Source organism: Micromonospora psammae (assembly GCF_036902725.1).
GTDB lineage: Bacteria > Actinomycetota > Actinomycetes > Mycobacteriales > Micromonosporaceae > Micromonospora.
In genome coordinates this window covers 343,064-367,525 of record NZ_JBAKHM010000002.1, presented here as the reverse complement: position 1 = coordinate 367,525, position 24,462 = coordinate 343,064, and the positions used below count along the sequence as shown (strand labels likewise).

Annotated in this window: 23 protein-coding genes and 2 pseudogenes; 14 read left to right on the top strand and 11 right to left on the bottom strand. The window is 69.3% G+C overall.

Going from position 1 to position 24,462, the window contains the following annotated elements; all coding sequences use genetic code 11:
- Entirely contained in the window at positions 1 to 459 is a 459-nt protein-coding gene (locus V6U79_RS05080) for a DUF6069 family protein (protein WP_334613624.1), read from the bottom strand.
- A gap of 295 nt (positions 460 to 754) precedes the next feature.
- Complete coding sequence (locus tag V6U79_RS05075) at positions 755 to 1,753, bottom strand: RNA polymerase subunit sigma-70 (protein ID WP_334613623.1); 999 nt, start codon at positions 1,751 to 1,753, stop codon at positions 755 to 757.
- Between the two features lie 492 nt (positions 1,754 to 2,245).
- Here V6U79_RS05075 and V6U79_RS05070 point away from each other — a divergent pair, with 492 nt between their 5' ends.
- Positions 2,246 to 2,719 carry a hypothetical protein gene (locus V6U79_RS05070; RefSeq protein WP_334530406.1) on the top strand — a complete coding sequence of 158 codons (474 nt, stop codon included), beginning with the start codon at positions 2,246 to 2,248 and terminating at the stop codon, positions 2,717 to 2,719.
- A gap of 134 nt (positions 2,720 to 2,853) precedes the next feature.
- Here the strand turns inward: V6U79_RS05070 and V6U79_RS05060 are convergent.
- Positions 2,854 to 3,485, bottom strand: a pseudogene (locus V6U79_RS05060) (ISL3 family transposase); the annotation flags it as partial.
- A gap of 274 nt (positions 3,486 to 3,759) precedes the next feature.
- On the opposite strand from V6U79_RS05060, the gene V6U79_RS05055 reads away from it, so the two are divergent.
- From V6U79_RS05055 to V6U79_RS05045, 3 genes and pseudogenes are all read left to right on the top strand, one after another.
- Positions 3,760 to 4,344 (top strand): winged helix-turn-helix domain-containing protein, encoded by a 585-nt coding sequence (locus tag V6U79_RS05055; RefSeq protein WP_334613621.1) that lies wholly within the window; start codon positions 3,760 to 3,762, stop codon positions 4,342 to 4,344.
- A 1-nt stretch (position 4,345) separates the two neighbouring features.
- Positions 4,346 to 5,602 carry an MFS transporter gene (locus V6U79_RS05050; RefSeq protein WP_334530399.1) on the top strand — a complete coding sequence of 419 codons (1,257 nt, stop codon included), beginning with the start codon at positions 4,346 to 4,348 and terminating at the stop codon, positions 5,600 to 5,602.
- 20 nt (positions 5,603 to 5,622) lie between these two features.
- Positions 5,623 to 5,844 (top strand): annotated as a pseudogene (locus tag V6U79_RS05045) (transposase); the annotation flags it as partial.
- Here V6U79_RS05045 and V6U79_RS05040 read toward each other — a convergent pair.
- Positions 5,782 to 6,144: a hypothetical protein gene (locus V6U79_RS05040; protein ID WP_334613620.1), complete on the bottom strand. Its 363-nt coding sequence runs from the start codon at positions 6,142 to 6,144 to the stop codon at positions 5,782 to 5,784. The pseudogene V6U79_RS05045 and the gene V6U79_RS05040 sit on opposite strands and share 63 nt — an antisense overlap.
- 258 nt (positions 6,145 to 6,402) lie before the next feature.
- Between V6U79_RS05040 and V6U79_RS05035 the strand changes: the two genes are divergently transcribed.
- Complete coding sequence (locus tag V6U79_RS05035; RefSeq protein ID WP_334530393.1) at positions 6,403 to 6,807, top strand: RidA family protein; 405 nt, start codon at positions 6,403 to 6,405, stop codon at positions 6,805 to 6,807.
- Positions 6,808 to 6,942: 135 nt separating this feature from the next.
- The gene (locus V6U79_RS05030; RefSeq protein WP_334530390.1) at positions 6,943 to 7,647 is read left to right on the top strand and encodes a hypothetical protein; all 705 of its coding nucleotides are present in this window, start codon (positions 6,943 to 6,945) and stop codon (positions 7,645 to 7,647) included.
- 40 nt (positions 7,648 to 7,687) lie between these two features.
- Here the strand turns inward: V6U79_RS05030 and V6U79_RS05025 are convergent, their stop codons facing one another.
- The 3 genes from V6U79_RS05025 to V6U79_RS05015 form a co-directional block, all read right to left on the bottom strand.
- Complete coding sequence (locus V6U79_RS05025) at positions 7,688 to 8,785, bottom strand: glycosyltransferase (RefSeq protein WP_334530387.1); 1,098 nt, start codon at positions 8,783 to 8,785, stop codon at positions 7,688 to 7,690.
- A gap of 505 nt (positions 8,786 to 9,290) precedes the next feature.
- Entirely contained in the window at positions 9,291 to 9,542 is a 252-nt protein-coding gene (locus V6U79_RS05020; RefSeq protein ID WP_334530384.1) for a hypothetical protein, read from the bottom strand.
- Positions 9,543 to 9,738: 196 nt separating this feature from the next.
- Complete coding sequence (locus V6U79_RS05015) at positions 9,739 to 10,071, bottom strand: hypothetical protein (protein ID WP_334530381.1); 333 nt, start codon at positions 10,069 to 10,071, stop codon at positions 9,739 to 9,741.
- Positions 10,072 to 10,319: 248 nt separating this feature from the next.
- On the opposite strand from V6U79_RS05015, the gene V6U79_RS29755 reads away from it, so the two are divergent.
- A complete protein-coding gene (locus tag V6U79_RS29755) occupies positions 10,320 to 10,676 on the top strand; it encodes a barstar family protein (protein ID WP_442933364.1) in 357 nt (118 codons plus the stop codon).
- Positions 10,677 to 10,806: 130 nt separating this feature from the next.
- On the opposite strand, the gene V6U79_RS05010 is transcribed toward V6U79_RS29755, so the two are convergent.
- A complete protein-coding gene (locus V6U79_RS05010) occupies positions 10,807 to 10,977 on the bottom strand; it encodes a hypothetical protein (protein ID WP_334530379.1) in 171 nt (56 codons plus the stop codon).
- Positions 10,978 to 11,274: 297 nt separating this feature from the next.
- Between V6U79_RS05010 and V6U79_RS05005 the strand changes: the two genes are divergently transcribed.
- From V6U79_RS05005 to V6U79_RS04995, 4 genes are all read left to right on the top strand, one after another.
- Positions 11,275 to 12,597: an ankyrin repeat domain-containing protein gene (locus V6U79_RS05005; RefSeq protein ID WP_334530376.1), complete on the top strand. Its 1,323-nt coding sequence runs from the start codon at positions 11,275 to 11,277 to the stop codon at positions 12,595 to 12,597.
- Between the two features lie 798 nt (positions 12,598 to 13,395).
- Positions 13,396 to 14,040, top strand: coding sequence for an SMI1/KNR4 family protein (locus V6U79_RS29750; RefSeq protein ID WP_442933363.1), 645 nt, complete (start codon positions 13,396 to 13,398; stop codon positions 14,038 to 14,040).
- A gap of 1,234 nt (positions 14,041 to 15,274) precedes the next feature.
- The gene (locus V6U79_RS05000) at positions 15,275 to 15,607 is read left to right on the top strand and encodes a PadR family transcriptional regulator (protein WP_334530373.1); all 333 of its coding nucleotides are present in this window, start codon (positions 15,275 to 15,277) and stop codon (positions 15,605 to 15,607) included.
- The gene (locus tag V6U79_RS04995) at positions 15,604 to 16,107 is read left to right on the top strand and encodes a hypothetical protein (RefSeq protein WP_334530370.1); all 504 of its coding nucleotides are present in this window, start codon (positions 15,604 to 15,606) and stop codon (positions 16,105 to 16,107) included. Before V6U79_RS05000 ends, V6U79_RS04995 begins: the two co-directional genes overlap by 4 nt.
- A gap of 8 nt (positions 16,108 to 16,115) precedes the next feature.
- Here the strand turns inward: V6U79_RS04995 and V6U79_RS04990 are convergent, their stop codons facing one another.
- Positions 16,116 to 16,583: a hypothetical protein gene (locus V6U79_RS04990; protein ID WP_334530368.1), complete on the bottom strand. Its 468-nt coding sequence runs from the start codon at positions 16,581 to 16,583 to the stop codon at positions 16,116 to 16,118.
- A 171-nt stretch (positions 16,584 to 16,754) separates the two neighbouring features.
- On the opposite strand from V6U79_RS04990, the gene V6U79_RS04985 reads away from it, so the two are divergent.
- Positions 16,755 to 17,090, top strand: a complete 336-nt coding sequence (locus V6U79_RS04985) for a tyrosine-type recombinase/integrase (protein WP_334530365.1) — start codon at positions 16,755 to 16,757, stop codon at positions 17,088 to 17,090.
- 43 nt (positions 17,091 to 17,133) lie between these two features.
- On the opposite strand, the gene metH is transcribed toward V6U79_RS04985, so the two are convergent.
- Positions 17,134 to 20,649, bottom strand: a complete 3,516-nt coding sequence (gene metH / locus V6U79_RS04980; RefSeq protein ID WP_334530362.1) for a methionine synthase — start codon at positions 20,647 to 20,649, stop codon at positions 17,134 to 17,136.
- A gap of 261 nt (positions 20,650 to 20,910) precedes the next feature.
- On the opposite strand from metH, the gene V6U79_RS04975 reads away from it, so the two are divergent.
- Both V6U79_RS04975 and V6U79_RS04970 read left to right on the top strand, forming a co-directional pair.
- On the top strand, positions 20,911 to 21,780 hold the full coding sequence (locus V6U79_RS04975; protein WP_334530359.1) for a PAC2 family protein: 870 nt from the start codon (positions 20,911 to 20,913) through the stop codon (positions 21,778 to 21,780).
- A gap of 396 nt (positions 21,781 to 22,176) precedes the next feature.
- Entirely contained in the window at positions 22,177 to 22,968 is a 792-nt protein-coding gene (locus V6U79_RS04970) for a GntR family transcriptional regulator (RefSeq protein ID WP_334530356.1), read from the top strand.
- 242 nt (positions 22,969 to 23,210) lie between these two features.
- Here the strand turns inward: V6U79_RS04970 and mshC are convergent, their stop codons facing one another.
- Positions 23,211 to 24,449: a cysteine--1-D-myo-inosityl 2-amino-2-deoxy-alpha-D-glucopyranoside ligase gene (gene mshC / locus V6U79_RS04965; RefSeq protein ID WP_334530353.1), complete on the bottom strand. Its 1,239-nt coding sequence runs from the start codon at positions 24,447 to 24,449 to the stop codon at positions 23,211 to 23,213.
- Between the last annotated feature and the right edge of the window lie 13 nt (positions 24,450 to 24,462).

The window sequence follows — 24,462 nt, the reverse complement described above, 5'->3', positions numbered from 1 at the left end:
TCAATCGGTCCGGGTGCGGAGGCTCCGCGCCAGGGTGGGGATCATCACCGCCGTAGGGAGGAGGTGCAGCCCGAGGAGGGCGGTGGCGGTGGCGGTGTTCGCCCCGGCGAGGAGGGGCGGGATCAACGAGACCGCGGTCAGCGACAGTGCCGTCCACACGAATCGCTCCGCGGGGCGGGCGCTCCAACGAAGAAGAGCGACGGCGATCGCGATGCCCACGACCGAGAAGAAGCCGGTCACCACGGCGAACCCGGCCAACGGGATGGTCTCACCACCACCATCGGGAACCTCGAAGTCGACGCCAGCGGCCCGGGCAAGGGCGGCGGCGACGGTGGTGGCCACCATCGCCGCGAGCGTGGCAATGAAGCCGGTGCCGGCGAGCCCGCGGAGCCGGTGGGTGTGGCTGGGCCGGCCCGATGCCGGCTCTGCGACGACCCCGGTGTCATTTCTGCTGTTCATGTCATCCTCCATCGATCGGCAACTGGCGTAGGGGTGTGTCGACTGGCATTTGACGGTCCTGGCCCCGGGTATGACGATGCGCACCCGCGCCGTGCGACGGCCGGGATTCCGCAGTGCCCGGACGCCAGTGCGCGGTGCCAGAACCCGGCGTCGCGTCCGAGGACCGGCCCGGGCTCGCCGTCGCGCAGCTCCAGCTGCACCCGCCCGCGGGTGACGACGCCGAACGCGTCGCACCACTGGGCCGCGATCACCGCGACCCGCGCGCCGCCGCGCAGCGCGAGCGTCCGCACCGGGACTACTCCGTGCCGTCCGCAGGCAGGCGCTCCGGCAGGCCGAGCCGCAGGAACTGGTCGTCGTGGAAGGTGACGATCTCGGTGATCGCCCCGCCGCTGATGCGCAGGACGTCGATCGTCAGCGGCAGGTACGCGCCCTCCCGCTTCCGCCAGTGGTAGAAGGCGACGGCGGGCTGCCGGTTCACGGAGGTGGGGACCCCCCGCAGGCCCTTCATGCCCTCGAATCCATCCTCGACCCAGCTGTTCACCACCGCGTCGCGGCCGACGTACCGGCCCGGCGTGGGCGGCATCGAGCAGCGGACGTCGTCCCGCAACATGCCAGCGAGGACGTCGATGTCCGTGGCCACGCTGGCGTCGGTATAGCGGCGCACCAGCTCGCGCGTCCCGGCGTCCTCCGCGCCGCCGGTCCAGTCCTGCCGCTCGGCGGGCAGGTGCTCCCGCATACCGGCGCGGGCCCGCTGCAGCGCGCTGTTCACGGAGTTGACGGAGTCCCCGAGGAGCTCCGCGACCTCCTTCGCCGGCCAGCCGAGCACGTCCCGCAGGATCAGCACGGCCCGCGGGCGCGGCGCGAGGTGCTGGACCGCGACCAGGTACGCCAGCTCGATCGTCTCCCGCGCGACGGCGACGGTCTCCGGCTCGTCCGCGTCGCCCGCGCGCAGCTCGTCGAGCAGCCGGTCCGGGTAGGGCTGCAGCCACAGCACCTCGCCGCCGGTCGCGGGCTCCGGGCGGCACTTGGCGAGCAGGTCCAGGCAGGCGTTGGTGGCGATCCGGTACAGCCAGGCCCGGAACGTCGACCGCCCCTCGAAGGTCTCCCGCCGCCGCCAGGCACGGAGGAACGTCTCCTGCACGGTGTCCTCGGCGTCCTCGAACGACCCCAGCATCCGGTAGCAGTGCACATGCAGCTCCCGCCGGTGCCGCTCCGCCAGCCCCGAGAACGCCGGCTCGTCGATCTCGCCCAGCCCGCTCACGCCCAGCTCCTCCAGCCGCGTGTCCGCACTCATCACGTCATCCTTCCGCCTCGTCGTGTCCCGTCGTAGGTGTGACGGCTGCGGGCGCGACAACTCATCACCAGGGTCGGTCGGCATGGCTGATCCCGTGACGGATCCGGTGGTGGAGCACGACGCGCGGTACGGCGAGGAGGGCGCGGGTCCGCCGGAGTCGGCGCGGGTGCGCGACTGGCCGTGTGCCGGGGTCGCCTGGTTCACGAGGACGCGGCGGGCGTGGACGCACGGGCACGGCACGAGGTCCACCGAAAAGGAAAGGCTTGATCTTGGAGCCGAGACCCGGCTCACCTGGGGAGATGGCGCCCGAAGGGATTCGAACCCCGCGCTGCTGTGTTACCGGATCGGCGGACACGCCAGGCCCGATCTTCGTCCGGACTGTGATCATGCGCTGCCTGAGGCGCTACACCGCCCGAGACGCCTACCGACTGCTCTCGCCCGGCCACCCGGCTCGAGCGTGGCTGAAGCCTCGGTAAAGACGATCATGTCCAGGTGCACGATCTGACCTGGAACGATGTCGCCGAATGGTTCGAGCCCGACGGCTCCTTGCTCGACGCCTACGTGCTCGACGCAGACGAGACCGACTGGCAGCGGGTGATCGACCTCGTGAGGTCCCAGGGATGGCGGTTCGACTACACGGTCGAAGGCCAGTCCCTGCCACTACCCCAGCGGGCCGCCGACATCTTCGCCCACCGCTGCGAGGCGGCCGTCACCATGCACATCTGGCCGGCACCCCAGTTGATGGTCAACACCCACTTCTTCAGCGAGGACGAGGTCGAGTTCGACTTCGACCGCACGGAGCTACAGGGCCAGAACCAGCTGGACCTCTTGTGCTGCTTCATGCGCAGCCTCGGACGCCAGCTCGGGAAGCCGGTGCGCCTGACACCGGAGAACAGCCCGGAGCACACCTTGGTCATCTACTCACCCGGGCACGATCGGTTCACCGCGACCATTCGCAAGAAATAGGAGCGTCCACTTCGCTGCCAGCCGGCTGTCCGGTCCCGGGACCTGGTGACGCATCGGTATACCGGACGCCCCGCTCGTCGGCCTGGCCGGGGCACTCCTGGTTCGTCCTACGAGCGTCATGACGGCTCTTCGAATTAAGCGGGGTTGAGGTGTCCGCGGTGGCGTCGGTTGGTGGCGGTGCGGGTGCGTAGGCGTTGGTTTTCCGGGTTGCGGAAGCCGTAGGCGTCGCGGGCGACGGTCTTGATGACGCGGTTGGTGCCTTCCGATCCCGGAGTTGGTGATCCCGGTACGCAGGAATGCGTGGATCTGCGGCCATCAGGTTTCGATGGTGGTGGCGAGCCGGTGCAGCTCGGGGAGGTCGCTGGCGGCGCAGCAGGTGTAGAAGCGACGTAGTAATCGGTGGACGTGTTCCCGGTCGGGTTGGGTGCGGGCGGTCACGAGCAGGTCGAGCAGGTCTTCCTTGGCGTTCCACGCGGCGAGGATCGGGGCGCCGATCGTGGCGGGCAGTGCCTCAAGGGTGTCGACCAGGCGGTCGACGTGCTTGCCGGGCACGCGCGCAGCCGAGCAGGTTAGCCGGTTACGCATCCGCCATTCCGGGTCGATGCCGCGGCCACGGCGTCCGCGCTGGGTCAGGGTGACTCGGCGGCGGACCTCGGTGACGGCCCGGTTAGCCAGTTGCACGATGTGGAAGTGGTCCACGACAAGCAGCGCATGCGGCAGGACCCGCCGGATCGCGGCCTTGGAAAACGGTGCACATGTCCTCGGCGTCCAACTCGACCCGCTCCACCACCAGGCCATCCAGCCCCAACAGATGGGTTGCATCGTTGACCATGCTCGCAGCTCTTCACCTGTGATCATCCGAACTCGACACTCAGATGATCATTACCGAGCTGCGGGCCCCGCCATCTGAGTCGGCTCCCCGCGCGAACCCTGCTCATTCCTCGGAAAGTCCGATGAGGCGGGACCCAAGCGAAGCAGTCATTGCGAAGAACGGTCCTATAGGCGTACAAACGAAAGAGGTCTTTCGTTGAGGAGTGCCGATGGAGCTGAGTGAGCCGGAACGCCGGGTGCGCGTGCAGGACGCGACCAAACTGCGCGCTCTCGCGCATCCGCTGCGCCTGCGGCTGCTGCGCTACCTGCTGGCCGCCGGCCCGAGAACCGCCGCGCAGTGCGCTGAGGCTCTCGGCGACACCGGGTCGAACTGCAGCTATCACCTGCATCAGCTCGGCCGTCACGGCCTCATCGAACGGGTTCCCGCCGAGGGGGCCAACCGGCGTGATCGGCCCTGGCGTGCCGCCTCAGTCGGGTTCGAATTCCTGCCCGAGCCGGGTGATGTCGACGGGCAGCAGGTCAACGAGGCGCTGACCGCGCTCGAGCTTGAGGAGGTCTTCCGGGCGCTGCAGCGCTACCAGCACCAGCAGCACAAGCTGACGGACGAGTGGCGGGAGAGTTCGACCTTCCACAACTACACGCTCTCGGTCACCCCCGAGGAGCTGCGGCACCTGACGCTGACCCTGGACGCCGTCATCCGGCCCTATCTGCGTCCGATGCGCAACGCGCCCCCCGGGGAAGCCCGGCCGGTCAGTCTCTGTCTGCAGGCATACCCCACGCCTGAGTTCATCTGAGATGTTCACGCTGCTGCGTCACCGTGGATTCGTTCTGATCCTGGTTGCCGGGCTCTCCTCAAGCATGGCGAGTTGGCTGCTGCTCACCGGGCTGCCGATCTATGTGTTCGGGGTGACTGGCTCGGCGTTCATCACCTCCGCCGTCTTCCTCGTCGAGCTGCTGTGCGGCATCACGCTGGGATCGTTCGCCGGTGCCCTGGCCGACCGCTTCGACAGATTCCGGCTCATGACCTGCGTCGCCGTGCTGCAGGCTGCGGCGGTGATCCCCCTGCTCGGTCAACCTGAGCATCATCTGTGGATCATCTCGCTGGTCGCCGGGGCCCAGGCGGTGCTGACGCAAACGTTCGACTCCGCCCGCAACGCCGCGTTGCCAGGCATCGTCGAGGCCGCACACCTGGTGCGCGCTAACAGCATGGTGGCGCTCAATATGAGCGTAGGGCGGCTCATCGGCAGCTCGCTCGGCGGGTTTGCGATCACCCGCGAGGGCACCCGTTACCTGGCGATCGGCGCCGCCGTGGCCTTCGTGGTCGCGGCGGCGCTGATCGCAGTCGCCCGCCGGGCCGCGCACCACGACGCCACCCCGTCGGCGACGCGGGAGCGTACGTCGTCGTTCTTCACCGCCTGGCGGTCCGGCCTCGCGGCGATGCTGCGCAACCGCAGCGTGCGCGTGACGTTCCTGAGCGTGGCGCTGGGCGGCATCGCGCAGGGCCTGTTCGTGGTGCTCTTCGTGGTCTTCGTCAGCCGCGCGCTGCACGCTGACGGCACGCTCACCGGTGTGCTGCGGGGCGTGCAGGCGATCGGCGGCGTGGCGGGCGGGCTCATTGTCGGCATACTGGGCGCGCGGCTCAGTCCCCGGCTGCTGATGAGCCTCGGCGCCACCACGTTCGCCCTGATCAGCCTCGTCATCTGGAACGGACCGGCGGTCACCCGTCAGCCCGAGTGGTACATCCTGCTGTTCATCCTGGTCGGCGCGCCGGGCATCGCCTACAACAGCGGAGCCTTCGCGCAAATCCAACAAAGCGTGCCCGACACCGACCTGGGCCGAGCCTTCGGCGGCTACTACGCGATCTACAACGCATCACAGGGGCTGGGCATGGCAGCCGCCGGCCTGCTCGGCGACGCGCTCAGCGTCGTACTCGTCCTCAACGTGCAGGCCGCGCTCTACCTGGCCGCCGGCGCGGTCGCCTACGTGGGCCTGCGCTCCGTCCTGCGGCAGCGCTCGGCCCTGCGACAGCGCTCCACCGTCGACATTGGGTAGACCGCTCTCGATCGAAAGCCGAACTCCACCGGCTCGCCCCCACCATCGAAACCTGGTCGCCGCACATCTACGCATTCCTGGCCACCGGGATCACCAACGCCGGTTCCGAAGGAACCAACCGCGTGATCAAGACCGTCGCCCGCGACACCTACGGCTTCCGCAACCCCGAAAGCCAATGCCTACGCACCCGCACCGCCACCACCCGACGCCACCGCGGATACCTCAACCCCGCCCAACTCTGAAGAGCCGTCATGACCGAGCAGGAGCACCTCGGCAGCCGCGCGCGTATGGGCGTTGAGGCACGGCCCCAGGGGGTCGTTGTGGCACACCTGGAACTGGCAGGACAGACGGATCACCATGGTCACCACCAGGATCAGCACCATTGAATCGAGCAACAAAGAAGAGAGCATCCGCGCGACCGATGCCCCGGGCACCCTTGACGGCCCGACGACGGCCTGGGCGAGCAGGTGGTTGCGCAGCTCAGGCGGCACTCCATCCAGCTCCTTCCTCAAACGCTCGGCCCTCTTGCGCGACGGGATCATTCGCCATCTCGGCGTCTCATACCACTGCGTCAAGTAGGCTGCCAAGAAAGACCGCTGCCTGCCGCGCAGGGGCTCAGGACCTCGGGACGTCGAGAGCGAATGCAGGCTCCCAATAGCCGCAGAAGAATCGTGGATCCTTTCCGAGGAAGACCGACCATGTGTGAATGCAGCCGTATCCCGCGTCATGGTCGCTTGACTTGAGCACGGGGACCAACCCGGCTCTCCCACAGAAGTAGCCGAATCTCAGACGGAGGACCCTTGAGTACCACGGTGAAGTCTTTCAATCACAACGTTCCCTGGGAAAGCCTGTTCGGATACAGCCAGGCAATGCAGGTCGGAGAGACGATCTACATCTCGGGGCAGGTCGCGCACGACGCCGAGGGAAACTTCGTGGGGGAGGGCGACTTCGACGCCCAGATGGAGGCGACGTTCGAAAACCTGGACAAGGTGCTGGCGCATTTCGACGCTTCCCGACGCCAGGTGGTGGAGACCACCCTCCTCGTCGTGGGCCTGCGCGAACACTTCAACGCAGCGGCTGCGGCACACGCACGCTACTTCGGGGACCACCGCCCGACCAGCACTGCCAGTGGCGTGGTGGAACTGGCCCTACCAGCCCAACTCGTTGAGATCGGGGCCGTCGTTCGCCTGGACATCGGCTCCTGACCCGCGCCTGTCGGGGAGGTCCCTCCGGGGACTCCCGGTAGCTCAACCTGGCAACCACCACGGCAGACGACGATCGGCAGGCGAGGCGGACAACGACCCCTCCACCGGCTCGGCGGCCGATGCCATACTCCTCGGATGCCAGACAGCGCCGCAACGACTCGGCTGGTCGCAGCGGCGGCACGACAGTATCTGCAGCCGCTCGGACTGCATCGGAAAGGCGGATCACGCGTCTGGTTCGATGACCGAGGCTGGTGGCTGATCGTCGTCGAGTTCCCGCCTTCCCGTTCGGACGGCACCTACCTCAACGTCGGCGCGATGTGGCTGTGGCACGAACGCGACCACTGGTCATTCGACGACGGCGGCCGCATCTACTGGCGCAACGACGCTGCCTTCGTCGCACAGCCTCCGATCGGGGAGACCGGATGGACAAGCTTCCTCGACTTCGTCAACGCCCAGCAATTCACCCGCGACACGGACACGCTCGCCGGCATTGCCGCACAACGAGTCGAGGAACTGCGGGCCCAGTACCCCGACCCCGCAGCCACCGCTCGACAACTGGCATCCCGCAAGACCGGGCGCGACGAATCGTCCTGGTGGCACGCCTACCACACCGGGATCGCAGCAACTTTGGCCGGCGACCTCGACGCCGCACGACAGGCATTCCACCGCATCACCGTCGGCAACCTGGACCCGAACTGGGCACATGACCTCGCCCAGCGCGCAGGTCACCTAGCTGACCTCGCCAACGACCCGCCAACTCTGCGGCAGCGCGTCATCGAAATCATCCACGCGACCCGCCGGCGGCTCAAACTACCGCCGGCCTGTCGTACTCCGAGATGAGTGACCATCGGCTGTTTCGGTCCGCGGGTTACCCGGGTTGTCAGCCGCTGGCGAGCCTTTCCAGCGAGGCAACCACTGCGGCCGGGGCAGGCATCGCAGCGATTTCCGCCGCAACCTCCTGAGCTGCGATTCGCAGCGCGTCGTCGGTCAGCAGCCGGGTCAGGTCGGCTGCGGTGATGGCCTTCGCCTCGACGGCCAGGCCGGCACCGCGCTTCGCCAGCAGTTCGGCGTTGTACCTACGGTCGCCCGCTCCGGGAGTGGTCAGCTGGGGCACGCCCACGGCCAGGCCGCCCAGCACGCTGCCCGCGCCGGAGTGATGGATGAAGGCCGCGGCGTGCGGAAGCACTTCGTTCAGGGGTACGCGGTCGACTGCCCGCACGTTGGACGGCAGGCTGCGGGTGGCCGCCGGGCGGACCAGAACGAACTCGGCGTCCACCTGTGCGGCCGCGGTGATGATCGCGGGGCCGGGGTCGCCGTCGTTGGGGCCCTTGAGGGTGCTGCGGCTGACCAGGACACGGGGCCGGTCGCCGGTCGCAAGCAGCCAGTCCGGGACCGAGCCGCCGCCGGAGAACGGGACCGGTCGCATCGCAATCGCTCCCACCCCAGGGGCGCCGCCGCGCAGGCTCGGCGGCGTGACGGCGATGGTCAGCTCAGGGGCGGGGATACTCTGCCGGGCCAGGGCCCTGCTGGTCGTCACTGCCCCGAAGAGGTCGGTGGCCGGCCACAGCGTGGTCTCCTGGAGCACCGACGGGATGGACAGGCATCCGGCCACGATGGCGCCGGCCTCGCCCAGCGACTCGTAGACGATCAGGTCAGGACGTTCTCGCTCGGCCAAGGCCAACAGCGGGCCGACCAGAGCCAGGTTGGCGCGGCCGAAGAGTTGGCCGACCATGGCGAGGCCGGCGGTGCCACGCATCTCGGCGCGAGCGATGCGCGGATGACGTAGGGCCACCCGGATCGCGCTCCGCGGCAGGCTGAAAGAGGCTCCGATGTCGGCAGTGCGCAGGCCGAGTACGTCGGGTGGGAAGCCGCCGCTGGCCACGATCACGTCGTGGCCGGCGTCGCGACACGCCGCGGCGAGCGGGATCAGCGGCAGGACATGGCCTTGCAGCGGCGCGGCGACGAACACGATGCGCATGAGCCGCTTTATAGCACTGCCTGACCAGGAGGTCGCTGAGATCGGGCAGCGGCTCGAGCAGCTCCGGCGCCGGCGGACCGTATCCGCCGGGCCGTCGACAAGGCGTTCGGTGAAGTCCAGGCCGCCCACGACGGCCCGAGCGCCGGCAACGACATGATCACGGTCCAGCGGCCCTCGCCGGGGTGATGGTGCGGTTCAGGGCACCTCCCCCGATTATTTGGCGTTGTATTGATGCCCCTGCCGGGCATAGGCATCCGAATTGGACGAGACACGCTCTGACCTGGACCGGGACTAGTCATGGTTGGTCATCAGTTGCCACCACCGGCCTACGTTAGACGGCCTACTGACGGCATGATCTTGGTGCTGAATCTGGCAGCTGGCAGCCGACCTCTTCGGCGTGAAAAAACCAGCGCGCATGTGTGACCTGCGCTGTCAGCATGCCCGACCTGCGGAAACAGTCCGTCATCATCCTGGCCCGTCCAGCCGCGTCCGCTCCCGTCGTCACTCACCCGTCACGGGCCGGCTCGCTCCCCCGGAGGCGTTCCCGAGCCGCTTCCAACCGCGCCTTGTAGTCCGGCATGAACAGCTCAGGCAGCGAGGTCTCCAAGGGACCGCTGATGCTGTACAACGCAGACCAGACGGCAGGGTCGTCAACCAGGCGATCGAACGCCGCCGTCCCGATCACGCGATCAAGCCAGTCTGATAGCACCAGCGCCTGGTCGTGGCTTAGCTTGATCGCAAAATGGCCCTCGGGCATGCCCAGACGGTAGCCAGCCGCTCGTCCAGACCAGAATCCGGCGTACAGGTCGACTCGGCCGTCGCCCACCAGGTCAGCCGCCCATGCATGGGGGCTGACCTGCTGTTCCTTCGGTTGCTGTTGGTCGTCGTTGGTCGCCCTCTGCGGCCCCGTGGCGGCCTACACGGCCCCGGGACGGCACGAGCCGATCTTTCAGTTAGTCACTCAGAAGCCAGCGGTAGTCGTAGTTGATCGCGTCCCAGCATTGCCGAACCCATTTGCGTTTCGCTGGCGAGGCGGTGCGCCACATGAAGGCGATCCCCTCATGGATGCGTTCGCGGCGCGTCGGGTCGAGCCAGGCCGGGAGGTTATGGCAGAGGTCCGCGAGCGCGTGCACCTGCTCCTGGCGGCGGTTAACCGGCACCGTCCGATCCCCGTCAGCTGCTGCTAGGTAACGGATCATCAGCAGGGATTCCGTCAGTAGGTACGCGACGGCAGCCTCGGTCGCCTCCTGGTCGTGCCGCGCGAGCTCCATATCGCCCTTTCTCATCCGACGCTAGGCTGCACCGTCAGTTTGGAAGGTGCCTGGATCTGCCGGTAGACCATCCCGGCCGCGCTGGTTGGAAGCGCCACTCGTCGCCTCCGTCCGTTGATGATCCGGCGGCGTACTCTCTTGCTGCCCCTTGCTGACCGACGTAGCGGGCACGTGACGGGCACGGCAAGACAGCCAGCGGGAATCGGCCTAAAGCTGTCGCGCTGATCGCACTGCCGGGGCCATCGTCAACCCAAACGACGCCGGTGACTGCCACCGTCGCCCTGACCGCTTACGGTGTCTCCCGAGCATCCACATGCGAGGAGAGGCGAGTGCTCGTCCAAATCGATGGCCGGGAGGTACGGACCGAGGGCGACCCTCATCGACTCCTGGGCCGGGCTCTCGACCTCGGGCCTTACTACGGTTCGAACCTAGATGCCCTGTGGGATCGGTTGAGCATGGATGTCCCTCGTCCCGTCCGAGTGGGCTGGGCCCACTGGCAGGTCAGTAAAAGGAACCTCGGAGCGAAGAGATTTGGGAAGATCTGCAGTCTCCTGCGAGCCGTTCAAGCCAAGGACCAGGAGCTTGGCCAGGAGGAACGGTTTGAGTTCGAGCTGCTGTGACCTTTTCGGTGTGAAAGAACCAGCATGCGTGTGTGACCTGCGCTGACAGCATGGCTGACCTGCGGAAACAGTCCGTCGTCGTCCTGGCTCGTCCAGCAGCGTCCGCTCCCGTCGTCACCCAGGTTGTCACTCACCGCTGGCGGCCCCGACGCTCGATCAGCCAGAGCGCCAGACCCGGTGGAACCGTGAACGTAGCCAGCAGCAGGACGCCTGCCGCCAGGCCGTCCCGCCACAACAGGTCGGCGGAGAACAGAATCAGGCTCGTCGGTATCGCCAGCATGATGACGGCCAGGAGCTCCACGACCTGCTCCCAACGCTTACGGTCGCGCTGGCCGTGCCTCAACCTTCCCCCTTCCAACCGTCACCCGAGCTGGTCAGCCTAGCGACTTCCCCTAGCCACCATCAGTTTGGAAGGTGCCGAGCATCAGCTTGGGAATCGGATTGATCTGCACGTGGGGTAGCAGTGGCGGCCGGTTGAGTGGCACTGAGAGTTAGCGGTAGGGCTGCCCGAAGCCCGCCGCTGGCCCTTGCTGACCCCTGTATCGGGCACAGCACGGGCACGATCGGTCGCTGACGTCCACCGGGGCACAATGGCCGGGTGGATGCTCGCCTCCTAAGGTCGGTGCAAGCCGGTGATGTGCAGTCCGTCGATGAGTTGTTGCGGCCGGTGTCGGCGGATGTGCTCGCGGGTGACGAGGGCAGTTCGTTGCTCCGTGCGGCGATGGTTGCTGGCCACACCGACGTCGTCGAAAGCTTGCTCAATGCGGGGGTGGACCCGAACCGGGCTTGGGCGGATGGCACCGACCCGGTCGCCTGGGCGGCTGACCACGGCGCGAGCGAGATCTTGCAGGAACTACTGAGCAGCAACTTGGTGCCGTGGCGGAAGCAGTTGCCGGAGGACGCGGTGCGCAAGGCCCTGGACATCGCGCGGCCGTGGCTGGACGTCGACCCGGTGCTGGAGTTGCATCGCCGTCTGGGTGCGGTCCAAGACGAGTCCGTCGTCGAGCGTGAGCGGATCCCGGTCACCGACTGGGGACTGCACACAACCCGGATCCGGGTGATGCCCGCCGACGGGCGGCGTGCCGAAGTGCAGACAGCGCATCGGGCGATAGTCACCTATCTCGAAGGGCGACTCGGCGTACCCGCCTCCCCTGATGAGCTGTTGGCTCGTGCCCTGTTCTACGCGGACCCGCGCTCCTGCGACTGGAGCCAATCTCAGACAGCCCTAGCGGACCAACAGGACCCGGAGGAGACGTTTGGCTGGGCCGCGAACCTCGTGGCGCACCCGTCGGTCGACACGAGGAGGTTCGCAACCGAGGTGTTGCACCACCTGAGCTTTTACGAGCGGCCCTTCAAGGCAGAGGCGCTGGAGGTGCTCAGGCCACGGTTGCGCGCCGAGGAGGATCTGGTCGCCCTCGACAGTGTGATCGGTGCGTTCGCTGAGTACACCCGGCGTGGCGACCTGACCGATTTGCTGCCCCACGCCCGTCACCCCGACCCGGAGATCCGCCGCCGGGTGGCCGGCGAACTCGTCGTGGCTATCGGCGAGCCGCCGCAGGCGGCGCCCCGTCCTGACCCGCCGCTAATTCCGTTCGCCACTCCACCGGACGTGGTGGCGACGTTGATCGAGCTGGCGTCGGACATCGACGGCCGGACCCGGTCGAACGCCTTGGGCACCCTGGCCGACTCCGGCATCGACACCCCGGCGGTTCGGAACCTCATGGCCGCGCACATGTTCGACGACTACCCGGACGCGAGGCTTGAGGCTGCTGCCGGTCTTGCTCTGCGCGAGGACCCGCACGGTCTGCAAGTGCTACGGCAGATAGGCGCTGGTGCGGGGTACGAGACTCAGGTTGGACGGCGGGTGGATTCAGTAGAGCGAATCCTGGCACATCGTGCCGCCGAGCGGCGAAAGAGCTGACCTGCTCAGGTGGAACCTGACGCACTAACTCACCATCCCGTCTGCCGTCGACCCGTCCTTCTGGGGAGCGGGCCGCCGCCCGGCCCGCCATGTCAAGCGGACCTTGACGCAGGTTCGGACGCTGGCGGGTCGGGCGGTGGTCTGCTCGGCTTGCCCGGGTCGATGGCAGACGGGATGGCTTACCGCATCCACCCACGGACCGTGCCCCGCCGACGGAGCCCCGGCCATCCTGGAGCCGGAGCGCCCCCGCCGGAGGCGCAGTAGCCGCACCCCGCGACCGCCGCCAGCTCGCCGGCGCGGCCGGTGTCCGCTCCCCTACGCCGCGCGGGCTCGCGGCCGTGCGGCCGGCGGGCTGCCGGCCCACCGCTCCACTGGTCAAGGGTCTGTCGTGCTGCGGCGGCCCCCGGGCTCCCCGCTCTCCGCGCCAGCCGCCGGGCATCAGGCGTGACGGCCGCAGAGCGGCAGCGGCAGCGGCCGGCGCGCGCCCAGGCGGCGGCGCGTGCGGCCCGTCCAGGGCCGCCTTGAAGACGTACAGAAACTTGGAACCACTTCGCCGGCGGCCGGCTGTCGTACTCCGGTTGACGCGTTACAGGCTGACTTCAATTGAAGGGTTACACCGGCCCTTACCGTGCCGGACACGTTCGGTGACACCTGCCACGGCCCTGCTGTTCGCGGTTGCCTGCCCGCCGATGCGCGGACGCGAGTTGCTTCCGGTGGAGGCGGGCATAAGGCAGTTGTCAGGCCGCCCCGACGTGACGGGGCATATGCCTCGGCGGATCGGCCTGGTTTGATCGCGGCATGGGTACCGACACTGAGGTGGGGCGGGCGTGGCACCGAATCGAGGATTGGCTGTCACGGTTTGCCCCCCGATTCCGTACGGAGCTGAACCCGCCGGCAACGGCAGCCGAGATCGACACTGTTGCAACCGCCCTTGGTGTGGCGCTCCCGGCCGACCTTCGAGCCTGGTGGGGGCTGTCCAACGGAGTCCGGCACGGCATCGGCCTACCAAGTGCAAGTCTGATCCCTGACTTCTCGAGTCCATACCCCACGTCCATCGCGCTGGAGCGATGGCGGATGCACCTGGAGGTCCAACAGAAGTCGTACCCGCCAGGGCCGCGGGAGGAGATGGCACGATTCGTGGCCGGCCAGAACACCCAGCCAGCGGGCATCCTCCAACCCCAGTTGTACTGGCTTCCCCGATGGCTGCCCATCGCTGGTGACGGTGCGGGGGGCGGCGTATTCATAGACCTGCGTGAGGGTCCGCTTCACGGATGCCTGGTGGAGTTCTCCCGGGAGCACCAGGGCACGACACCGCGGTGGGAGTCCGTGACGCAGCTGTGGGTAGATGTCGCTGACGAGCTGGAAGCCGTCGACACCGACATGCTCCGCAGCGACCGCACTGACGACCTGGGGTTCGGCGGGTGGGCGCCTCCCAACTCCTAACCGGAACGTGCGAGTCGCCACTGCGGAGCGTCTTTACCGAAAATGGTCAAAAGCGGCACGTTCACGCCGCTCACGCCGCGTGAGAGCAGAGCCTCTGAACGGCCGGACGTGTCACCCAACAACTGATACCAATCCCTAACGCATCAAGTGGAGCCCGACATCGCCGGCGGCCGGCCGTTTTGGCCGTAAGCCCTGCTCAAAGCTTGGCGGGATCGGCGCCCTCTTCGAGATACGCAAAGCCTTGCTTCCGCGCCTGCATACTGGCTCGGAGCCGACGCGCGAGCCTCGGCATGGTCAGCTCCGCGTTCGGCGAGGACCAGGCCGCCAATGACGGCCCGGATGTCGTCGACGGCCTGGAGACGACATGATCTTGGCTCAGCGGCCCTCCGAAGAGCTGAGGTGCAGGTCAGGGCACTGCCGTCGTTACTTGGCGTTGAAGAGATCCGGACGGTTCCGCTACCTGCGGAAACGGCCGGATCTCGCCTTGGACCTGCCCATATAGCCACCGGTAAATTCACACTTCTTCACGGCGTTTCTCGGCGGACTGTGCCCACGATGTGCCCACGGCGGCTCCGGTTGGGACACCCGGAAGGCACTCACTGGAGTCGCGTGAGAGCCGATCGACCGTTCGCCCGGACTTCCGGACTCCCGGCGGCGGACGAGCCGGTCAAAGGTCGCCTAGACGTCGTTCGCCAGGTACAGCGCGGGCCGCCGGTCATCTGCCTTGGTCCATCGGTCGGACGACGCCAACCGATGAATCGTCCCGACCGGCCGCCGATACAAGATCCGGATTTCATCGACGGTGAGCCACTTCAACACCCGTGACCTCCAATCGGCGCGGACATGAAGACGCCCCGGAGGATGGAGACTCCGGGGCGACCTCGTCGGCGCTGGTGGGTCAACGCGCAATCGAAGGGAACGCTCACCACCATCGATTCGGCTGCCGGTAAGAAGAGATCACCAAACAAGAACCCCGGTGCCGTGACGTTCACGCCGCTCGGCAGGGACTTCACCAACCTCGTCGACATGCTGCGCGCCCCGTCGCCCCGTCGCTCAACACGTACCTGAACAATTTCGAGCGACGGGGTGGCGGCCGTTCTACAACCAGATCGCAGAGCGGCGGCCAGCCCAAGGGGTGCCGGTGGAGATCCGCGCGGCCGGACACCGAGTGCGGGGTAGCCCCCGGTCGGCGCGGCGACTGGACGTTCTTATTTCACCTACTATCATTAAGTCCATGTCGGACGGACCTGTGCGCGTCACCGGGCCACTCCTGGCTGTCCTTGCCGCCCTCCTCGACGCAGACGACAACGAGCTGCACGGCTGGGCGATCATGAAGGCGACCGGGAAGTCAGGCCCGACGATCTACAGGATCCTCGAACGGCTCGCCGAGTCGAGGTGGGTGACCTCTCGGTGGGAAGAGGACGCTGAGCCCGGCAAGCCCCGCCGCCGGTACTACCGCCTCACCCCGCACGGGGTGACCAGCGCCCGGGACCTGATCGCCGCGCGGCGACCCAAGCCCGCGCCGTCTACCCGTCCCCGCCTGGCCTTCGGCTGGTGCGAGGCGTGAACGGCTGGGAGATCCTGGCGAGCTTCATCTTCGGGCTGCTCGTCAACGAGATGACGGACGTCTCCCCATGGGCGGCACGAAAGCTGGTCCGCTGGGCTGCCTACCGCTGGACGCCGGATGCGGACATCGCTGCCGGGTACGCGGAGGAGTGGAGCGCGATCATCGACGAGCGGCCCGGCAAGCTGCTCAAGCTGATTACCGCTGTCCAATTCACCGTTGGCGCCGTGGGCCGCGCTGCGCCGAGAATGCTGCTTGACGCACGACGGCGCACCAAACTCTCGGTCCGAGATTCGCGTGTAGGCGATGCGATTTCCGACATCGCTGCGGGAACGGGGTTGGGTCTCGCAGCCCTCTCCTGGTCTGGGCCGCCTGCCACGGTCGGTACCGTGGCGTTGGTGGTGTCCGGCGGTGTAACGCTGATGGCGGGACTGCGGTTCGCGGTCACCGCCAGCATCCGAAGGAGCTGCAGGGCCGCTGTACGGCCGAAGCGGCGGTATTGAGACCGGGGTCAAGCGTCCTCGTGGAACACCTCGCCACCCAGCACCGACGCCACAGCCTGGCACGCCTGCGGATCCGGGCAGCCCACCGTCCAGTTCCGACCTAGCACCAGGTCTACCGGCGCCACACCCTTCAACAACTCCGCCATAGCGTTTGGCTGTGCCCTGGCGTCCGCCGCCGAGGCGTAGATGCCGACGGTGTACTCGTCGCCGTTGACGTGGCAGTTGCCGCGGGCGACTGCGCCCCTCGGTTGGGCGATGGCCGAGTAGCCGGTGCAGTCGATGCCGCCCTTGCGGAGCGCGTCGACCAGGACGAGCGGGCTGTCGTAGGTGCCGCCATCGACGGGCGGGCCGCTGGTGGCCGGTGCGGCGCTGTCGAGCGTGGTTACGTACTGCGGCTTCGTCGGCTGCGGCTCGCTGGCGCAGCCAGGCAGAGCTAGGAGCAGGGCGGCGGCGAGTAGGCGGCGGGTGCGGATCATGCCGGGCACCGTACCGGTCCATGTCGACGCCATGCAGCCCCCTGCCCTCGGGCGAGGGGCCAGTCCCCCGGCCCCTCCGGCGGAAGAGGGGTATCCCGCCCGGGGGGAGATTCCCCGGCCGGACAGCTCGACACAACCGGGCCGCGCCCGGTCACCCGGTCGGCCCGACTGATGTTCACCGACGGCAATGGCCGGGCGCTGCACAGGAACCGGTTCAACAAGTACGTGTGGGACCCGGCGCGGGAAGCCGCCGGGCTGCCCGGCGAGGCGACGATGCACGACCTCCGGCACTTCTATGCCAGTGCACTGATCTTCGAGGGGCGTAGCGCAAACACGGTGGCCGCACGGCTCGGCCACGCGGACCCGACAACCACGTGGAAGTTCTACGCGGGGTTGTGGCCGGACGAGGAGGAGCTGTCTGCGCAAGACGTGGACGACACCTTCGCGGAGGCCCGCGCCGCGCGGGCGTCCCATGTGCCCACCGTGTGCCCAAGCGGCGGGGCGTGACCTCTGTTCATGCAGCTCAGAGCCCATCTACCGCCGACTGATTCTATTTGGCGTTGAAGTAGTTCGCCTCCGGGTGGTGTACCACGATCGCGTCGGTGGCCTGCTCCGGCACCAGCTGGAACTCCTCCGACAGCTGCACCCCGATCCGCTCCGCGCCGAGCAGCTCCACGATCTTCGCCCGGTCCTCCAGGTCCGGGCAGGCGGGGTAGCCGAACGCGTACCGGCAGCCCCGGTAGTCGGTGCGCAGCAGACCGGCCAGGTCCGCCGGGTCGTCGTCGGCGACGGTACGGCCGCCCGGCAGGGTCAGCTCCGCCCGGATCCGCCGGTGCCAGTACTCGGCGAGGGCCTCGGTGAGCTGCACGGAGAGCCCGTGCACCTCCAGGTAGTCGCGGTACTCGTTGGCGGCGAACATCTTCGCGGTGTACTCGCTGATCGGCTGCCCGACGGTGACCAGCTGCAACGCCACCACGTCCAGCTGCTCACCCTTGGGCCGGAAGAAGTCGGCCAGGCAGAGCCGCCGCTCCTGGCGCTGCCGGGGGAAGGAGAACCGGGCCCGCTCGGAGTGGCCGTTCTCGTCCAGCACCACCAGGTCGTTGCCCTCGGCGTACGCGGGGAAGTAGCCGTACACGACGGCCGCCTCGAGGACCTTGTCGGCGATCAGCCGGTCCAGCCAGTAGCGCAGCCGCGGCCGTCCCTCGGTCTCCACCAGCTCCTCGTACGACGGTCCCGTGCCGCCGCGGGCGCCGCGCAGCCCCCACTGCCCCAGGAAGGTGGCCCGCTCGTCGAGCAGCGCCGCATAGTCGGCCAGCGGCACCCCCTTGACCACCCGGGTACCGAAGAACGGCGGCGCGGGCACCTCCACGTCGGCGGCGACGTCGGAGCGGACCGAGGCGTCGTGCAGCTCGGGCAGGGCCTCCCCCACCATCGCCCGCTGCTTCTCCCGGCGGGCCCGCCGCGCCGCCAGGGCCGCCTCCCGCTCCGGGTCGACCACGGGAGCGCCACCCCGCTTGGCGGTCATCACCCGGTCCATCAGGGAGAGTCCCTCGAACGCGTCCCGGGCGTAGTGCACCTGGCCGGGGAACATCGCCCGCAGGTCGTCCTCCACGTACGCGCGGGTCAGCGCCGCCCCGCCGAGCAGCACCGGCCAGCGCTCGGCGACGCCGCGCGAGGCCATCTCGGCGAGGTTCTCCTTCATGATCACCGTGCTCTTGACCAGCAGGCCGGACATGCCGATCGCGTCGGCCCGGTGCTGCTCGGCGGCGTCCAGGATCGCGCTGATCGGCTGCTTGATGCCGATGTTGACGACCTCGTAGCCGTTGTTGGACAGGATGATGTCGACCAGGTTCTTGCCGATGTCGTGCACGTCGCCCTTGACCGTGGCGAGCACGATCCGGCCCTTGCCGCCGTCGTCGGCCTTCTCCATGTGCGGCTCCAGGTACGCCACCGCGGTCTTCATCACCTCGGCGGACTGGAGCACGAACGGCAGCTGCATCTGCCCGGAACCGAACAGCTCCCCGACCACCTTCATCCCGTCCAGCAGGATGTCGTTGATGATCGACAGCGGGTTCCGCCCGCCGGCCATCGCCGCGTCCAGGTCGGCCTCCAGGCCGTTGCGCTCACCGTCGATGATCCGCCGCTTGAGCCGCTCGTCCAACGGCAGCCCCGCCAGCTCCTGAGCCCGGGTGGCGCGGGCGCTGGTGACATCGACACCCTCGAAGAGCTCGATGAAACGCTGCACCGGGTCGTACCCCTCGCGACGGCGGTCGTAGACCAGGTCGAGGGCGACCTCCCGCTGCTCGTCGGGGATCTTCGCCATCGGCAGGATCTTGCTGGCGTGCACGATCGCCGAGGTCAGCCCCGCCCGCACGCACTCGTGCAGGAAGACCGAGTTGAGCACCTGCCGCGCGGCCGGGTTGAGTCCGAAGGAGACGTTGGAGATGCCCAGGGTGAAGTTGACCCCCGGGTAGCGGGCGGCGATCTCCCGGATCGCCTCGATCGTCTCCAGTCCGTCGCGGCGGGTCTCCTCCTGACCGGTGGCGATCGGGAAGGTCAGCGCGTCGATGAGGATGTCGGCGCGGCGCAACCCCCACCGGTCGGTCAGGTCCTCGATCAGCCGGCTGGCCACCCGGACCTTCCACTCCTTCGTGCGGGCCTGCCCCTCCTCGTCGATGAGCAGCGCCACCACGGCCGCGCCGTGCTCGGCGACGATCGGCATGACCCGGGCGTAGCGGGAGTCGGGGCCGTCGCCGTCCTCGAAGTTCACCGAGTTGACCACGCACCGGCCGCCGAGCATCTCCAGCCCGGCCTCGATCACCGCCGGCTCGGTGGAGTCCAGCATGATCGGCAGGGTCGAGGCGGTGGCGAACCGGCCGGCCAGCTCCCGCATGTCCCGCGTGCCGTCCCGGCCGACGTAGTCGACGCAGAGATCCAGCAGGTGCGAGCCGTCCCGGGCCTGGCTCCGGGCGACCTCCACACAGGCCTGCCAGTCCGCGGCGAGCATCGCCTCGCGGAACGCCTTGGAGCCGTTGGCGTTGGTGCGCTCCCCCACCATCAGCACGCTGGCGTCCTGCGCGAACGGCACGTGGTGGTAGATCGAGGAGACCCCGGGCTCGGGCTGCGGCTCGCGGGCCACCGGGGCGACGCCCCCCAGCCGCTCGACCAGCACCCGGATGTGCTCCGGGGTGGTGCCGCAGCAGCCGCCCACCAGGGAGACGCCGTACTCGGCGACGAACCGCTCCAGGGCGTCGGCCAACTCGACCGGGGTGAGCGGGAAGTACGCCCCGTCCTTGGTCAGCACGGGCAGGCCGGCGTTCGGCATCACCGACACCGGGATCCGCGAGTGCTTGGACAGGTAGCGCAGGTGCTCGCCCATCTCCGCCGGGCCGGTCGAGCAGTTCAGCCCGATCAGGTCCACCCCGAGCGGCTCGATCGCGGTCAGCGCCGCGCCGATCTCGCTGCCCAGCAGCATCGTGCCGGTGGTCTCCACGGCGACCTGGCAGATGATCGGGACGCTGAGCCCCAGCTCGGCCATCGCCCGCTTCGACCCGACCACCGCCGCCTTGACCTGGAGCAGGTCCTGCGAGGTCTCGATGATCAGCGCGTCGGACCCGCCGGCGACCAGCCCGGCGGCGTTCTCCCGGTACGCGTCCCGCAGCGACGCGTACGCGGCGTGGCCCAGGGTGGGCAGCTTGGTGCCCGGCCCCATCGAGCCGAGCACGTAGCGTGGCCGCTCCGCGGTGGCGTACGCGTCGGCGGCCGCCCGGGCCAGCCGCGCGCCGGCCTCGGAGAGCTCCCGGATCCGTGCCGGGATGTCGTACTCGGAGAGGTTGGGCAGGTTGGCGCCGAAGGTGTTCGTCTCGACGCAGTCCGCCCCCGCGGCCAGGTACGCCTCGTGCACGCCGCGCACCACGTCCGGGCGGCTGACGTTGAGGATTTCGCTGCAGCCCTCGAGGCCCTCGTAGTCGTCGAGGGTCAGGTCGGCGGCATGCAGCATCGTCCCCATCGCGCCGTCGGCGATCAGGATCCGGTCGGCCAGCGCATCGAGCAAAGAGGTCCGCACGCGTTCAGGTTAGTGCGGCCGCGTCCCGACCGATCCCCGGCCGCGCCGCTTCCCACATTCTGTCAGGCGGATCACGCTGTCCGGTTCAGCGCGGTACGACGCCCCGCCGGCGGGCCCGACCGGCGCGGCCGACGGGCCGCATCCCGCCCCGCCACGTAGGCTGACGGACGTGAAGGACTACAGCAACGCCACCGTGCCCGGTGGGCGGCTCATGGGGCGCGGCCCCGGCACCGTCCCCGACGAGCAGGGTGAGGTGACGGCGTGACCGAGTTCGACGGCCTGCCGGTGCTGCGGTCCCCGGTGGCGATCGCCGCCTTCGAGGGCTGGAACGACGCCGCGGACGCCTCCACCGCCGCCGTGGAGCACCTGGAGCAGGTCTGGCAGGCCCGCCCGGTGACCGAACTGGACCCGGAGGACTTCTACGACTTCCAGGTGAGCCGACCCACCATTACCATGGCCGACGGTGAGACCCGCCGGATCGAATGGCCCACCACGAAGTTCATGGTGGCCAGCCCCGAGGGCACCGAGCGGGACGTGGTGCTGATCCGCGGCATCGAACCCAGCATGCGCTGGCGCACCTTCTGTGAGCAGGTGCTGGAGATCTGCCACAGCCTCGAGGTGGAGCGGGTGGTGCTGCTCGGCGCGCTGCTCGCCGACGTCCCGTACACCCGGCCGTTGCCGATCAGCGGAAGCGCCTCCGACGCCGAGGCCGCCCGCCGCTACCAGCTCACCCCCACCCGCTACGACGGCCCGACCGGCATCGTCGGGGTGCTCCAGGACGCCTGCACCCGCGCGGAGGTCGACGCCGTCTCGTTCTGGGTGCACGTGCCGCACTACGCCAACAACCCGCCCTGCCCCAAGGCCACCCTGGCGCTGCTGCACCGGGTCGAGGAGGTGCTCGACCTGCCGGTGCCGATGGCCGACCTGGCCGAGGAGGCCGCCGAGTGGGAGCAGCGGGTGCGCGGCGCCGCCGAGCAGGACGCCGAGCTCGGCGAGTACGTCCGCGAGCTGGAGGAACGGGTCGGCGACGCCGGCATCACCCCCCTCACCGGCGACGAGATCGCCCAGGAGTTCGAGAAGTACCTGCGCCGTCGGGGCGGCTCCGCCGGCCCCACCGCCGGCTCCTGGTGACCCGGCCGCCCGCCACGGACTGAGCACCGCGTGGTCGCTGCTCCCGCCGAGTGTCGGGAGCAGTGACCACCGCTTCAGTGCCCCACCGCGGTGACGCCGGGATCCGTGCCATCCGGCCGGCCGCGCCGAGGCTCGAGGCGAAGGTCGGCAGCGCCGCCACCGCGACCACCTCGCCGTAGATCACGCCGAGGCGTCCGGCCGCCAGCAGCGTGTTCACCAGCATGATCGCCGCGGACAGACCGGCCCTTCGAGTTCGGCCTCGGGCAGCTGCTCGACGCGCTCGCGGTCCGGATCGGCGACTGTGCGCCGCCACCGATCAGCGGAACTCCGTGTCGGGGTGGCGCCCGACACACCACCTGGGGCATCCTAGGAACCTAGCTGATGGGAGGGTGCCGCATGCAGATCAACCCCGGGGCCGCCGAGTTCCCGCACCGGCAGATCGCCGCGCAGCTCAAGGCGCAGGTGCGCCGCGGCGACTGGGCGCCCGGCGAGCGGCTGCCCTCCATCCCGGCCATCGCCGAGATGTTCGGGGTGGCTAAGCAGACCGTGCAGCGCGCCGTCGACCAGCTACGGGTCGAGGGCATCCTGATCACCAAACCCGGTTCCGGTACGTACGTCCGGGGCACCCGGCGCCGGCTCAACCGGCTCGCCCGGGGCCGCTACGGCGGCTTCCGCGGCTACCACACCGACCTCGCCGCCCGGTACCGGCAGCAACTGGTCTCCGTCGGCCGCTCCCCCGCCCCGCCGGAGGTGGCCGACGCGTTCGGCGTCACCGACGGCACCGAGCTGCTCTGCCGCCGCCACCTGGTCCGCACCGAGGACTCCCCGGTCGAGGTGGGCGCCTCCTGGTTCCTGCCCGCCGACACCGCCGGCACCTCGCTGGAGCGGGCCGAGGCGTTCGGCCGCCCGCTCTACCAGGAGGCCGAGGAGGCCACCGGCCGCCGGTACGTCTCCGCCACCGACACGATCAGCGCCCGACAGCCCAGTCGGGAGGAGGCGGAGACCCTCCAGATCCGGCCGGACACCCCCGTGCTGCACCTGCTGCACGTCGCCTACGACGCGGCGCACAAGCCCATCGAGGTCGCCCAGGCCACCTGGCCCGGACCGATGACCACCCTCACCGAGGAGTACCGGATCCCCGCCCCGGCCCCGGAGGCGGACCCCGACCCCGGCCTCGTCCTCGGCTGACCCACGCCGCCGCACCGGCGGCCGAGACCATGCCCCGCACCGCCCCGCCGAGACCGGTGGCGCCCGCCTCCCCGACCAGCGCGGCGACCCGGCCGCCACCCCAACTCCATGATCGGGTCGCATTTTCCGACCCGACACGCCGTGCCCGGTGTCGGCGAACGCAACCCGATCATGCGCGTCCGGGGGCCACCCGGGTCGCGCCGGTTGGGCGGCGACACCGCCTCAGGCGCTGCCGGGCGGGCTCAGAGGCGGATGCCGAGGAGCGCGTCCACGGTGTCGGCGAAGAGCGCGGGAGCGCCCGGGTCGTCACCACCACCGGCGAGGACCCGGTCGACCCAGGCGTCGACCACGGCGAGGGCGCCCGGGGTGTCCAGGTCGTCGGCGAGCCGGTCGCGTACCCCGGCAAGCAGCTCCGCCCCGGACGGCCCGGCGGGGGCCGCGGCGGCCCGGCGCCAGCGGGCCAGGCGCTCCTGCGCCGCGGCGAGCAGTTCGTCGGTCCAGGTGCGGTCGCCGCGGTAGTGGTCGGCCATCAGCCCGAGCCGGACGGCCATCGGGTCGACCTGGTCGGCCCGCAGCCGGGACACGAAGACCAGGTTGCCCTTGGACTTCGACATCTTCTCGCCGTTCAGGCCGATCATGCCGGCGTGCACGTAGTGGTCGGCGAAGGGGGCCTGACCGGTCAGCCGCTCGGCGTGCGCGGCGGAGTACTCGTGGTGCGGGAAGAGCAGGTCGTTGCCGCCGCCCTGCACGTCGATCCGGTCGCCGAGCAGGTTCAGCGCGATCACCGCGCACTCGATGTGCCAGCCGGGGCGGCCGGCGCCCAGCTCGCCGCCCGGCCAGGAGGGTTCGCCCTCGCGGGCGCCCCGCCACAGCAGCGGGTCCAGCGGGTCGCGCTTGCCGGCCCGGTCCGGGTCGCCACCGCGCTCCGGGAAGATCTCCAGCATCTGCTCGCGGGTCAGGTGGGACTCGTAGCCGAACTGCGGCGCGGCGGCGGTGTCGAAGTAGACGTCACCGGTGCCGTCGTCGAGGCGGTACGCGGCGCCGTCCTTGAGCAGGACGAGGACCTTCTCGGCGATGTCCGGGATCGACTCCACCGCGCCCACGTAGTGCGCCGGCGGGATCATCCGCAGCGCCTCCATGTCCTCCCGGAACAGCGCGGTCTCGCGCATGGCCAGGACCTTCCAGTCCTCGCCGTCGCGCGCGGCCCGCTCCAGCAGCGGGTCGTCGATGTCGGTGACGTTCTGCACGTAACGCACGGTGATCCCCGCGTCGCGCCACATCCGCTGCACCAGGTCGAACGTGATCATGGTGGCGGCGTGGCCCAGGTGGGTGGCGTCGTACGGGGTGATGCCGCAGACGTACATGCTCGCCGTGCTCTCCGGCCGGCTGGGGTGGGCGCCACGCCGCGCCGAGTCGTACAACCTCAGAGGCACCCCGTCGCCCGGCAGCCGTGGCACCTCATGTCCCGCCCAAGACTCCATGACCGCCAGCCTA